The organism is Paeniglutamicibacter quisquiliarum (assembly GCF_019084045.1).
In the GTDB taxonomy this organism is placed as follows: Bacteria; Actinomycetota; Actinomycetes; order Actinomycetales; family Micrococcaceae; genus Paeniglutamicibacter; species Paeniglutamicibacter quisquiliarum.
The window spans coordinates 66,137-78,032 of record NZ_JAHRED010000011.1 but is presented as its reverse complement, the minus strand read 5'-3'; the positions used below and the strand labels follow the sequence as shown (position 1 = coordinate 78,032).

Annotated in this window: 12 protein-coding genes; 4 read left to right on the top strand and 8 right to left on the bottom strand. The window is 67.2% G+C overall.

Going from position 1 to position 11,896, the window contains the following annotated elements; genetic code table 11:
• The first annotated feature begins 43 nt into the window (after positions 1–43).
• Positions 44–541 (top strand): MarR family winged helix-turn-helix transcriptional regulator, encoded by a 498-nt coding sequence (locus KRR55_RS17425; protein ID WP_217390582.1) that lies wholly within the window; start codon positions 44–46, stop codon positions 539–541.
• On the opposite strand, the gene KRR55_RS17420 is transcribed toward KRR55_RS17425, so the two are convergent.
• The 3 genes from KRR55_RS17420 to KRR55_RS17410 all read right to left on the bottom strand — a co-directional run bounded on the left by KRR55_RS17420 (position 538) and on the right by KRR55_RS17410 (position 2,425).
• Complete coding sequence (locus tag KRR55_RS17420) at positions 538–1,257, bottom strand: alpha/beta fold hydrolase (protein WP_217390581.1); 720 nt, start codon at positions 1,255–1,257, stop codon at positions 538–540. The genes KRR55_RS17425 and KRR55_RS17420 overlap by 4 nt on opposite strands.
• Before the next feature lie 74 nt (positions 1,258–1,331).
• Positions 1,332–1,733 carry a VOC family protein gene (locus KRR55_RS17415; protein WP_217390580.1) on the bottom strand — a complete coding sequence of 134 codons (402 nt, stop codon included), beginning with the start codon at positions 1,731–1,733 and terminating at the stop codon, positions 1,332–1,334.
• A gap of 65 nt (positions 1,734–1,798) precedes the next feature.
• Positions 1,799–2,425, bottom strand: a complete 627-nt coding sequence (locus KRR55_RS17410) for a MerR family transcriptional regulator (RefSeq protein ID WP_254456351.1) — start codon at positions 2,423–2,425, stop codon at positions 1,799–1,801.
• Positions 2,426–2,513: 88 nt separating this feature from the next.
• Here KRR55_RS17410 and KRR55_RS17405 point away from each other — a divergent pair, with 88 nt between their 5' ends.
• Complete coding sequence (locus tag KRR55_RS17405) at positions 2,514–2,930, top strand: hypothetical protein (RefSeq protein ID WP_217390578.1); 417 nt, start codon at positions 2,514–2,516, stop codon at positions 2,928–2,930.
• Between the two features lie 171 nt (positions 2,931–3,101).
• Positions 3,102–4,250, top strand: coding sequence for a hypothetical protein (locus KRR55_RS17400; protein WP_217390577.1), 1,149 nt, complete (start codon positions 3,102–3,104; stop codon positions 4,248–4,250).
• A 210-nt stretch (positions 4,251–4,460) separates the two neighbouring features.
• Here the strand turns inward: KRR55_RS17400 and KRR55_RS17395 are convergent, their stop codons facing one another.
• The 4 genes from KRR55_RS17395 to pheS form a co-directional block, all read right to left on the bottom strand.
• Positions 4,461–4,760 carry an addiction module antidote protein gene (locus KRR55_RS17395; protein ID WP_217390576.1) on the bottom strand — a complete coding sequence of 100 codons (300 nt, stop codon included), beginning with the start codon at positions 4,758–4,760 and terminating at the stop codon, positions 4,461–4,463.
• Positions 4,744–5,046, bottom strand: coding sequence for a type II toxin-antitoxin system RelE/ParE family toxin (locus KRR55_RS17390; RefSeq protein WP_336245161.1), 303 nt, complete (start codon positions 5,044–5,046; stop codon positions 4,744–4,746). The genes KRR55_RS17395 and KRR55_RS17390 overlap by 17 nt, the downstream gene beginning before the upstream one ends.
• Before the next feature lie 325 nt (positions 5,047–5,371).
• Positions 5,372–7,912, bottom strand: coding sequence for a phenylalanine--tRNA ligase subunit beta (gene pheT / locus KRR55_RS17385; RefSeq protein WP_217390575.1), 2,541 nt, complete (start codon positions 7,910–7,912; stop codon positions 5,372–5,374).
• Between the two features lie 3 nt (positions 7,913–7,915).
• Positions 7,916–9,004 carry a phenylalanine--tRNA ligase subunit alpha gene (gene pheS / locus KRR55_RS17380; protein ID WP_418888850.1) on the bottom strand — a complete coding sequence of 363 codons (1,089 nt, stop codon included), beginning with the start codon at positions 9,002–9,004 and terminating at the stop codon, positions 7,916–7,918.
• Between the two features lie 150 nt (positions 9,005–9,154).
• Between pheS and KRR55_RS17375 the strand changes: the two genes are divergently transcribed.
• Positions 9,155–11,059, top strand: a complete 1,905-nt coding sequence (locus tag KRR55_RS17375; RefSeq protein ID WP_217390574.1) for a penicillin-binding transpeptidase domain-containing protein — start codon at positions 9,155–9,157, stop codon at positions 11,057–11,059.
• 116 nt (positions 11,060–11,175) lie between these two features.
• On the opposite strand, the gene KRR55_RS17370 is transcribed toward KRR55_RS17375, so the two are convergent.
• Positions 11,176–11,832 carry an LppM family (lipo)protein gene (locus KRR55_RS17370; protein ID WP_217390573.1) on the bottom strand — a complete coding sequence of 219 codons (657 nt, stop codon included), beginning with the start codon at positions 11,830–11,832 and terminating at the stop codon, positions 11,176–11,178.
• Between the last annotated feature and the right edge of the window lie 64 nt (positions 11,833–11,896).

Here is an 11,896-nt window from a genome sequence, read left to right as displayed (position 1 = left end):
ATAATCTGACTCGTGTCAAACAGTTCAACATTAAGAGGTTTAAGTGGAAGACAGCGTCGACCGCATCATCGCCCAGTGGGCGCAGGTGCACCCGGAATTCGATGTCAGCGCGATGGGCGTGCTCGGCAGGCTTTCCCGCCTCACGCGCCTGTTCGAACGCGAGCTGCAGGCCGTCTTCACCGAGCACGGCCTGCAAGCCGGGGAGTTCGACATCCTGGCCACCCTGCGGAGGGCCGACACCGACGGGCACGGACTGACCGCGGGACAACTCGCCGACAGCGCCATGGTCACCTCCGGGGCGATCACCAACAGGCTGGACCGGCTCCTCGCCAAGGACCTCATCACCCGCGAGACCGACCCGCGCAGCCGCCGCACGATCCGCATTTCCCTCACGCAGCGGGGGCGGGCGGTCCTCGATGCGGCCCTGCCCGACCACGTCGGCAACGAGGAACGCCTGCTCTCCGCCCTGGCGCCCGGCCAACGCGAACAGCTCGAAGGCCTGCTCCGCGTCCTGCTCAAGGACCGCGAGAGCCAGGGCTAGCGGCCGGCGGGCCCGGGGCCGGGGAAAGTGCCGGCCCCGTCCAACCAGCCCAACACAACGTCGGCAAACTCGCCCGGCCGCGTCGCATGGACGTCGTGACCGGTGGGCATGGTGACGAGCGTGCATTCGGGGATGAGCCCCGAGACCTCCACGAGCAGCTCCTGCGGAATGGTGCTGGTGGGACCGCCTCCGACAAGCAGCGTGGGAGCGGTGATCTCGGGCAGCAGCCTCCACCAGCGGCGGGTGGGATCGTTGACCTGCCCAACGATGGCCGGCACGACCGCCCAATCGAACTCCAGCACTCCCTCGGGGCGTTCGGGAACCGGCCGCGTGCGCGGGAACGGCGGCGGGACGTCCTCAACCACGAGCCGGGCGATGCGATCCGGCTGTGCCTGGGCAACCAGGTATGCGACGGCGCCGCCCATCGAGTGCCCGATCAGCACCACCTCACGCAGGTCCATGATCTCAAGGACCTCGATGACGTCGTCGCGCATGAGTTCGAACGTGTAGAGGCCCGGTCGGTCGCTGTCACCATGTCCGCGCAAATCCAGACCCACCACACGAAACAGCGAAGCGAACAGCGGCTCGACACCCGACCAGCTGGCCGCCCGTTCCCCGAGCGCGTGCAACAGGACCATCGTTGGCCCCCTGGCAGCGCCGGAAATGCGGCAGCCGATGCGGATTCCGCTGCCGAGTTCCACCAACCGCTTTTCCACCTGCGAACCGTGGCCGCGCCGCAATGGATCGTCGGGGTTGTACGAAGAGGGACTGCCCGGTGATTGTTGGAACCTCACGGCTCCGGGTCGTATCCGATGAGCCAGTGCAGCCCATGGCGGTCGATGACCTGGCCGTCGGACGCTCCCCAGGGCTTGGGTGCAAGCGGATCCAGCACCTTCCCGTCCACCGCGAGCTTGTCGAACCACCCGTGGAGGACGGACGGTCCGGCGGTCCCCAGCAACGAGAGCATGAGCCCTTCGAACCGGACGCTCTTACTGCCCTCGGCGGCATCCGATCCCGCCAACGCCACCAGGCCGTCGAGAACCCCATGGGCTATGGCCTCCGGGGGACCGTCCTTCCGGCCAAATTCTTCATAGGTGTACAGGGAGAGTTTTCCGCCGAAAACCTCCGCGTAGAAGCCGAGCGCTTCACGGGCCGTGCCGGGAAAGCTGACATAGATCTGGGGAGCGGTCATGTGCACAGCCTACGAAAAAGGTTCTCCGGCCGCCATGGTTCGCGGCGCGCGGCCGGGCATCGATCCTACCGGTCGCGGTCCGCCGCGACTCCGCCAAGCATCCGGCTTGCCAGGTCCTGGTGGGCCAGGCGCCGCATCGCGGCCAGGATCGGTTCGTAGACCGCGGTGCCGAGCACCGAGTACTCCACGGCCCGGGGCGTGTCGGCGCCGGGCAGCTGGGCCAGGTCGATCTCGGCGATCGCCATGATGTGGCGTGCATAGCCGTGCAGCCGTTCGCGCCCCATCGGCAGGCCGACGGACTCTGCGGCGGCGAGCCCGCGTTCGAGCTGGGCCACCGCCGCGTAGCCGGGGTCGTAAAGCTGGCCGATCTCCTCCAGCGCCGCCCGCGCCCGCGGATAGTCGCCGTCCGGGTCCGCCTCCACGGCGGGCGGAAGCACTTCGATCGCGCGTCCCAAGGTGCTGAAGCGGTCAGCTTCCGGTTCGTCGATGAGGCCGACGATGGTCCGCACGCCCGCGATCGGCAGGCCCACGACCTCCGTGAGCGCGCGGATCAGCGCCAGCCGGCGCACGTGCTCCTCGCCGTAGTCTGCCATGGTCGCACCGACCTTCTCCCCCGGGGCCAGCAGGCCCTCGCGCAGGTAATACTTCACGGTCGCCAGCGGCATCCCGGACCGCTTCAGAAGTTCGGACATCCGCATGGCGCAACCCCTTGTATTGGATAGTTTTGGTATCTACCTTGGATAGTACAGCTATCCAATCGGGTTCGAAAGGAATCACCCCATGGAACCGAGCACGCTGGTCCTCGCCGGAATCCTGCTTCTGGCGCTCGTCACGGTCGAATCCGGAGGCGCCTTCCTCGTCCGCGTCGCCGCCGGCGGGGTTCCCGCCAACGACCTGCAAAAATCCTGGTACCGGGCGGGGCACGCCCATGCCGCGGTCCTACTGGTCCTGTCCCTCGCAATCCTCGCCTTCGCCGACCACCTCGACGTCCCGACCTGGGTCGACTGGATCGCCCGCTCGGGCGTCCCCGTGGCAGCAATCTTGATGCCCGCCGGCTTCTTCCTCTCGGTGCTCGGGAAGAACCCTGAGAAGCCCAACCGACTGTCGCTGCTGATCGGCCTCGGCGCGGCCTGTCTCACCGCTGGCCTGCTAGCCGCCGGGATCGGGGCCATCGCAACCGGGGCCGGGAACGCCTGAGGGAACGCTGAAGGCCGACCACTCCCCCAACTCACCGGGGTGCGGGCGGTTTGTTCCCGGGCATTCGACTGGGCGGATTGACGACTTCTCCACAACCCTGCAGGCCACGGGTCCACCGACCCGCGGATCGGTCCATGCTGGGATTCCCGCACCGAATCCCCAAGGATGGAAATGACCACGACGAGCAAGCAATTGCGCCGCAAGCACCGCAAATCACCGAAGCCACGGCAGCAAGGCCACCACCCGTCGCGCGCCTCGGGACTGGAACGGCTTCACGCCCTGGAACCTGCCTACATCGCCTGGAGATCCCGCACCGTGACGCACGGCCGGGCCCACGAAGACTGGGCAGGGCTGCTTGTGCTGCTGGAGTCCTACGCCAAAATCGGGCCATTCAACGCACCCGACGCCCTGGTCCCGCGACACTTCTCTTTGATGCTGAACACCATGCGCCGCTTACCCGGCGTCGTGGCCGGCCAGGCCATGGACCGATTGGATGGCTACCTTCACTTCCTGAAGGACAACGGCCGCTGGCATCGCGGGGACGAGGTGTTCGACTTGTTGCACATGCTGGTGCTGATTCGCGTTCCCGGCCGGGCGCATCGAAGCACACCCCACGAATGCCCCTACGACATCGCACTGCCCCACGGGCAGGGCATAGCGCTCGTGCAGTGGGCCGCCTTCCTGCTTGACGGGATGCTCGAGGGAAGGTTTAGCCCCCGCGCCGTCGAGTCACTCGCGTATCCTGTCGCGGACCCTGAGGGCCCCGTCCTGCTGGCGCCGGGACTCCACCCGCTTCCGCTCTCGAGGTTTCTGGACCTTTACGCCGCCATGGGCGAAGCCGATCTCTTCGAAACCGCTGGGGACGAAGCCACCGGGGACGTGGACGAATATGTCGAAGAAGCGTGGGAGAACAACGGCGAACCCTATCCCACGCATTCGGGGATGGCCCTGCTGCAGGACGATCATCCCCGAAACCACGATGCCATCCGCAGCCTACTGACTGCCTACCTGCGAATCCTAGCCATGGCGGATGCCACACCCGCATCCGGCATGGCAGGGCTGCGGCGGGCCCACAGGTTCATGTCTGTGCTCGCTGACGTGGCCACCGAATCATCCACTGCCAAGGCCCACGGGGAAACCAACTTGCTGAGTCTCGGACAGGACATCCAGGACCGGCTGGCGGACCGTTTCGGGGAAATATCCGACGCCATCCTCGCTTGTCTGGAGCCCGGAGTCGTGGAATACACCGCCGGAACCCTCGTCGCCCAGTCCGTGGTCCGCGAGGCCATCAAGGATCTGCACGATGAGTATGTTGGTTGAACGTCTGGGCCTGCCCACTGGACTCTGGACACTCCACGACCTGAAACTGGGCAGGAACCCGGCGGCTGTTCTGCTTTCCGACACCGCTCCCCGGCGCTGCCTTCAGCGGGGCCCGTCAGCCCATGCGTGGGCCCGGAATCCGGCGGAGCCCTAAGGAATCCCGCGAGCGCAGTGCGTCCGCGCAATGAAGCTTCGCTGGCAGCAACGCCGTCAGGCCACGGACTCGAAGCGGAACCTGAGCCCCAGGGCGTTGACGACCTTGACGATGGTGGCGAAACTCGGGTTGCCGTCGGCCGAAAGCGCCTTGTACAGACCTTCACGGCTCATCCCGACGCGGCGTGCCAATTCGCTGAGGTTGCCGGAACGTGCGATTGTGCCAAGCGCCTGCGCGACCATCGCGGGGTCACCGCTCTCTTCAAACACCGCCTCGAGGTAAGCCGCAGCGTCCCCTAGATCGTTGAGGTAATCCGCACCGTCATAGCGGCTAAAGCTTTCAGTTGTCTTGCCCATTGCTTTTCCATTCGTCGGCGATTCTGTGCGCTTCCTTGATATCGCTCCGCTGACTTGATTTGTTGCCTCCACAGAGCAACAAGACCAATCGATCGCCATCCTGGAGGTAATACACCCGGTACCCTGGCCCAACATCAATCCGCAGTTCCGAGATCCCCCGCCCGACAGACTTCACGTCACCCGGATTTCCCGCGGCCAGGCGATCGATCCTTGCCGTGATGCGGGCAGCAGCGCGACGGTCCTTCAGACCGGATCGCCACTTATCGAATGTCTCACTCTTGAGAATCTCGATCGCATGTCAACTGTAGTTCACATATTATCTCGGAGGCAACGGTTCTCACGCTCCAAGTTCCGCTTCTATCCATGTTGTTTTTCTTCGGTTGCAGCCAGCCCAGGAATCAGGCCGTGGCATTCTGGACCGCAACTTCGGGATACGCAGCCGGCAGGTCCGTCGGGTTCGCTGTCGGCGCTGAATACCTCCGCCAAAAGAAGCACCAGGAACCTACAAAAGCACTCCGACCCGTTGAACTAAAGACAGCAGGGGGCCGGCATGCCCACCACATACGTGGTGAGCGAATGCCGACCCCCTACCGGATCAGATGTTGCGTATGTTAGCGCTGCACGGCGCCGAAGCGGTCGGCCGCCAGTGCAACCGCGGCGGCACGCGCCTCGGATGCCTCATCGGCGGTCAGCGTGCGGTCGTTGGCACGGAAGCGCAGGCCGAAGGCCAGCGACTTCTTGCCCTCCGGAATGCCGGTGCCGGAGTACACGTCGAAGAGCGCGAGGTCCTCGAGCAGTTCGCCGGCGCCTTCGCGCAGGGTCTCGAGCACCTCGGCCGCGACCACGCTGGAGTCAACCACCAGGGCCACGTCCTGGGTGGAGATCGGGAAGGTGGAGATCTCCTTGGCCACGATCACGTCTGCAGCGGCCTCGAAGAGCTCGTCCGCGTTGATTTCCATCGCGACAGTGCGCTCGGGCAGGTCCAGCTCGGCCAGCAGCTTCGGGTGCAGCTCGCCGGCGTAGCCGACGTGCGTGCCGTTGCGCAGCGCCAGGGCGGCGGTGCGGCCGGGGTGGAACGCCTGGTGCGAACCCTGGGAGACGACGACCTCGACGCCCAGCACGTCGCCGACCAGCTTGGCGGCATCCAGCGCATCGGCCCAGTCGTAGACGCGCGGGGTGTGCGCGGCGGCTACCGGCGAATCGTGCCCGGTCAGCACTGCGGCAATGTGCGTCGGCTGGTGCGGCAGACCGTTGTACAGTGCCTCGAGCTCCTCCTCGGAGGGACGTGCCCCCAGCGGCGGGATCGTGGCGGTGCCCAGGGTGTCGCCCGGCAGGAAGACCTGGCCGGCCTCGTACAGGGCCAGGTCGCGGAAGCCGCGGCCGTGGTTGCGCCGGGCAATGCCCAGCAGGCCCGGCAGGATCGAGGTGCGCATGAACCCGAACTCGCTGGACATGGGGTTGTTCAGCTTGACGGCCTTCACCTCCCCGGCCTCGGCGGCACCGAAGGTGTTGTTCTGCACCTTGGTGACGAACGGGTAGGACAGCACCTCGGTCAGCCCGGCGTCGGCCAGGGCCGCGACGACGCGGCGGCGCTGGCCCTGTACGCGGCTCAGGCCGCGGCCCGGAGGGGCGGTGGGCAGCGTCGCCGGAATCAGGTGGTAGCCGACCAGGCGGGCGATTTCCTCCACCAGGTCCTGCTTGGTGGAAAGGTCCGGGCGCCAGGACGGCGCGGTGACCCGGTAGCCGCCGGCGACGTTCTCGATCGTCGCACCGATCTCGCCCAGGGCCCAGGTGATCTGCTCCTCGGTGTAGTCGATGCCGATCAGTGCCGAGGCGAACCCGGCCGGCAGGTCGATGACCACGGCTTCGGGCCTGGTGCCCTCGTCGGTGATCTCGGTGGTGGCGGTGCCGCCGGCCAGCAGGACCAGCAGGTCCACGGCGCGCTGGGCCGCCACGTCGGCGATGTTCCAGTCCACTCCGCGCTCGAAGCGCTTCGAGGCCTCCGAGGGCAGCTTGTGCCGGCGGCGCGAGCGGGCAATGGAGATCGGCTCGAAGTGCGCCGCCTCGATGAGCACGGTGCGCGTCGCGTCGGAGACCTCGGTGGCCGATCCGCCCATGACCCCGGCAATGCCGATGGCGCCGGATTCGTCGGTGATCAAAAGGTCCTCGGCGTGGAGCTTGCGCTCCTTGGCATCCAGGGTCTTCAGCGTCTCGTCCGGGTTGGCGCGGCGCACCGTGATGGCGCCGGTGAGCTTGTCCGCGTCGTAGAAGTGCAGCGGCTGGCCGAGCTCGAGCATCACGTAGTTGGAGATGTCCACGACCAGGGAGATCGAGCGCATCCCGGCCAGGTTCAGCCGGCTGGCCATCCACGGCGGGGTGGGCAGCGCCGGGTTCACGTTGGTGACCTTGCGGGTGAGGAACCTGTCGCAGCCGTCCTTGCCGTAGATGCCGGCGGCATCGGACAGCTTGACCTCGTGGCCCGGGGCGGTTGCCGCGTCCACCGCGACCAGCGATGCCGGGTCGGTGTAGGGGGTGCCGGTGGCGTGCGCGTATTCGCGGGCCACGCCGCGGATCGAGAACGCGTAGGAGCGGTCGGGGGTGACGTTGATTTCGGCGGCCTGGTCGTAGAGGCCGAGCAGTTCCATCGCGTCGGCGCCGATCTCCGGGTCAAGGCCCAGGCGGGAAAGCACGATGATGCCGTCGTGGTCGTCCCCGATGCCCAGCTCGCGGGAGGAGGCGATCATCCCGGCCGAGAGGTGGCCGTAGGTCTTCCGGGCGCTGATGGCGAAGTTGCCCGGCAGCACGGCGCCGGGAAGGGTGACCACGACCTTGTCGCCCTCGACGAAGTTGTGCGCTCCGCAGATGATGCCCTGCACGCCGCTCGGGTCGATGCCCTCGAACGCCAGGGTCTGGGGCTGGCCCTCGGGCACGACGCGGACCTGGCACCAGTTGATGGTCTTGCCGTTGGTCTGCTCCTCCTTGACGATGGAGAGCACCTGCCCGACCACGATGGGGCCGGAGATCTCGTCGGCGGGACGGTGCACGTCCTCTTCCTCGAGGCCCACCTTGACCAGTTCGGCCATGACGTCTTCGGCCGAGGCATCGGCCGGTACCTGCGCGTATTCGCGCAGCCATGAAAGGGGAATACGCATAACTTAGATCTCCATCCCGAAGTGCTCGCTGAAGCGGATATCGCCCTCGATCATGTCGTGCATGTCGGGGACCTCGTTGCGGAACATGAGCGTGCGCTCCACGCCCATGCCGAAGGCGAACCCGGAGTATTCCTCCGGGTCGATGCCCGCGGCGCGCAACACGTTGGGGTTGACCATGCCGCAGCCGCCCCACTCGATCCAGCGCGGCCCGCCCTTGGCACCCGGGTGCCAGATGTCCAGCTCGGCGCTGGGCTCGGTGAACGGGAAGAAGTTCGGGCGCAGGCGGATGGAGGCGTCCTCGCCGAACATCTGCCGGGCGAAGTGCTCCAGGGTGCCGCGCAAGTCGGCCATGGTCAGGTTCCTGTCGATGGCCAGGCCCTCGAACTGGTGGAACACCGGGGTGTGGGTGGCGTCCAGCTCATCGGTGCGGTACACGCGTCCCGGGCACAAGACGTAGATCGGCAGTTCGCGCTCGAGCATGGAGCGCACCTGCACCGGGGAGGTGTGGGTGCGCAGCAAAAGGTGCGAATCCACCGGGTCGATGAAGAAGGTGTCCTGCATTTCGCGGGCCGGGTGGTCGGGCGCGAAGTTCAGCGCGTCGAAGTTGAACCACTCGGACTCGATCTCCGGGCCCTCGGCGATTTCCCAGCCCATGCCCACGAAGATGTCGGACACGCGGTCCTGCAGCGTGGACAGCGGGTGGCGCGCACCTGCGCGGCGGCGGCGCGGGGCCGCGGTGACGTCCACGGTTTCCTCGACGAGGATGCGGGCGGCGTCCTCGGCCTCCAGGACGGCTGTGCGTCCGGCGAGCGCCTTGTTCACCCGGCCGCGGGAGGCGCCCAGGAGCTTGCCGGCGACAGCCTTCTCGGACTTGTCGAGGCGGCCGATTTCACGGTTGGCCAGCGACAGCGGGGACTTTTCCCCGGTGTGCGCCAGGCGGGCAGCCTTCAGCTCGTCCAGGTTCTGCGCGGCGGCAAAGGCGGCCAGGGCAGCTTGCACCGCAATGTCGATGCCGGCCTCGTCGGTGGGATGCGGGACGACCGGCGCATGGGCGTCATTGGCGTCCATTTCCGGGCTCGTGGGTTCAGACATGGGGTTCTACGGCCCTTTTCACTGTTGATTGTGTCTCTGGTTCTGCATCCCATTCTAGGTGCACCGCCCCGCGGGCCGGGAATCGCGACTCGGCCCCCCGCGGCCCCGCGGTTGTGGACAGCGCGGGAGGCTTGGGCAATAGTTAGTCCCATGTCGCGAGTTATTCGAACTTTTGCCCTGCCTGCCGCCGCCTTGTTGATGATCGGCTCCCTGGGGGCCTGCTCCGCGCCGCCCTCGCCGAATGCCACGGCCGAACTCCTGGCCGGTTCGCTGCAGGGCCTGGACCTTGCCTCCGTCCCGCTGGCCGGCCAGGACGCCGCCGCCGCGGGTGCCGAACTGTCCGAGGCGCTCAAGCCGCTGGAGTCGATCCCGCGCACCGTCACCCTGGCCTCGGTCACCGAGGACGAGGGGTCCGAGGGCCCCAAGACCGCCACCGCCGTCTACAACACGGTGTGGGACATCGATTCAACCGACACCGACTGGACCTACCAGACCCAGGCGACGCTGGAACTCGATGAGCAGACCAAGACCTGGGCGGTGCGCTACTCCCCCGCCCTGGCAGTGCCGGGGCTGGAGGCCGGCCAGTACGTTGCCAAGCGCAGCGCCCCGGCCAAGCGCGGGGAGATCCTGGGCAACAAGGCCCAGACCCTGGTGACCGACCGGCCGGTCCTGCGCATCGGGATCAACAAGGAAGCGATCGGCGAGGAGGCCTGGGAGGGCTCGGCAACCAAGCTGGCCAAGGTGCTGGACATCGACGCCGAACCGTACGCCAAGAGCGTTGCCGCCGCCGGCCCGCGCGCCTTCGTCCAGGCCATCACGCTGCGCGACGACATCAACCGCACCGTCACCGACGAGCAGCTCGAGGCCATTCCCGGGGTCCTGGCCCAACCGGGCTCCCAGCCGCTGGCACCCAGCAGGAGTTTTGCCCGGGCGATCCTGGGATCGGTGGGCGAGGCCACGGCGGAAATCGTCGCCGAATCCAAGGGCAGCATCGGCGCCGGGGACCAGGTCGGGCTCTCGGGCCTGCAAAAGGCCTACCAGGACGAGCTGGCAGGAACCAAGGGCTACAGCATCAACATCTACGACAAGGACCGGGCCGAGGTCTCGACCCTGGTGTCGCGGGAAGCGGTGGACGGCCAGGACGTGAAGACCACCCTCGACCGCGACCTGCAGACCCTTGCCGAGTCGCTGATTGCCGATTCGGACAGCGACAGCGCCCTGGTCGCCATCCGCCCCTCCGACGGGGCGATCCTCGCCGCCGCCGCCGGGCCCACCGACAACGCACAGAACACCGCGCTGCTGGGCAAGTACGCCCCCGGCTCCACGTTCAAGGTCGTCACTGCGCTGGCCATGCTCCGCTCCGGGGACACCCCGGCGACGAGCGTGGAGTGCCCGGCCACCATGACGGTGGATGGCAAGGCGTTCAAGAACTACGACGGCTACCCCTCCAGTGCGTTGGGAAGCATCCCGCTCTCCGAGGCGGTGGCACAGTCCTGCAACACCGTCTTCCTCGAGGGTGCCTCGAAGGTCAAGGCGCCGGCCCTCGCCGATGCTGCGGCCTCCCTGGGGCTGAACCTGAGCCCCTCCACGGGCGCCGCCTCGTTCCTGGGCTCGGTCCCGGAGGACTCCACCGGCACCGAGCTGGCGGCCAACGGCATCGGACAGGGTGTCGTCGAGGCCTCGGCGCTGGGCATGGCCACGGTGGCTGCCTCGGTCAAGAACGGCGCCACCGTCAGCCCCCACCTGGTGGCCAGCCCCAAGCCCGACGCCGCACCGAAGCCCAAGAACCCGTTGACGGCGGCCGAGGCCAAGGCGCTTTCGGGCATGATGGCGCAGGTGGTTGACCACGGCACCCTGAAGGACCTCAAGAACGTCCCCGGACCCGTGATCATCGGCAAGAGCGGCACGGCCGAATACGACGCCGAGCGCAACGCCCACGCGTGGACCATCGCCGCCCAGGGCGACCTTGCGGTGGCGGTGTTCGTGGGCGACGGCAGCGGCGGGGCGCAGACCGCCGGACCCATCCTTGCCGAATTCCTGACCGAGGCACAGTAGCCGCCGCTCCCCTCCCGGCCGACATGCCAAAGGGACCGCCAAGCCCGGGTTCATCCCGGTCTGGCGGTCCCTTTGTCGTTATCCGGCCGAACCGCGTGGTTCGGCGTCCTGCGGTGTTAGGCGTGCACGTTTTCGGTTTCCTCGGCGCGGCGCATCGTGGCGACCGCGACGACGGCGCCCAGCAGGCCAAGCGCACCGAAGCCGAGGGAAAGGTACATCGCCGAGTTGTCCTTGGGCTTGGCCACGGCGGTCATCTCGCCGCTGGACTCGCGCATGTCGAAGCTCACGGTATTGCCCTCGATGTGCGCCCCGGCGCTGGCGCTCGTGACCTCGCCCGGGAAGGTGACCGTCATCGTGGCTTCGCTCAGGGACGAGGTGTCGGTCCCGGCAAGACCCTGGGCCGAGAAGTGGTACATCTCCCCGCTGTAGTCGACGTCGATCTTCGGGCCCAGCTTGCCGGAGATGTCGCTGATCTCGGTCAGCGACTTGTCCGCGACGGTGAAGGTGTAGCCCCGGAAGTTGTCCTGGTCGTAGGGCGTCTTCTCAGCTTCCTCCGGCATGCTCTGGAAGAACTCGTCCTCGGTCATTCCCATCTGGGCCAGCAGTTCGTCGGTGCCCACGTCTCCGGCAACGCCCTTGTCGAAGGCCATCACCATCTCCAGCGTTGCTTCCTCCGGGCTCGAGATGACCAGGTCGGCCTCCATCTTCACGCAACCGGTCAGGCTCAACACCAGCGCGACCATGACACCAATGACGGATACGGTCTTCTTCATGAATTCTCCTCCACGTGCGGGGCATTGATCGGCGACGGTGCTCCCGGTTCACCCTTCAACACTA

Excerpts from the sequence above, each read along its gene's own strand:
- KRR55_RS17405 (WP_217390578.1), top strand. The coding sequence starts at position 2,514 with ATGGAACCGAGCACGCTGGTCCTCGCCGGAATCCTGCTTCTGGCGCTC.
- KRR55_RS17370 (WP_217390573.1), bottom strand. The coding sequence starts at position 11,832 with ATGAAGAAGACCGTATCCGTCATTGGTGTCATGGTCGCGCTGGTGTTG.
- pheS (WP_418888850.1), bottom strand. The coding sequence starts at position 9,004 with ATGTCTGAACCCACGAGCCCGGAAATGGACGCCAATGACGCCCATGCG.
- KRR55_RS17395 (WP_217390576.1), bottom strand. The coding sequence starts at position 4,760 with ATGGGCAAGACAACTGAAAGCTTTAGCCGCTATGACGGTGCGGATTAC.
- KRR55_RS17415 (WP_217390580.1), bottom strand. The coding sequence starts at position 1,733 with ATGACCGCTCCCCAGATCTATGTCAGCTTTCCCGGCACGGCCCGTGAA.
- pheT (WP_217390575.1), bottom strand. The coding sequence starts at position 7,912 with ATGCGTATTCCCCTTTCATGGCTGCGCGAATACGCGCAGGTACCGGCC.
- KRR55_RS17410 (WP_254456351.1), bottom strand. The coding sequence starts at position 2,425 with ATGTCCGAACTTCTGAAGCGGTCCGGGATGCCGCTGGCGACCGTGAAG.
- KRR55_RS17375 (WP_217390574.1), top strand. The coding sequence starts at position 9,155 with ATGTCGCGAGTTATTCGAACTTTTGCCCTGCCTGCCGCCGCCTTGTTG.
- KRR55_RS17400 (WP_217390577.1), top strand. The coding sequence starts at position 3,102 with ATGACCACGACGAGCAAGCAATTGCGCCGCAAGCACCGCAAATCACCG.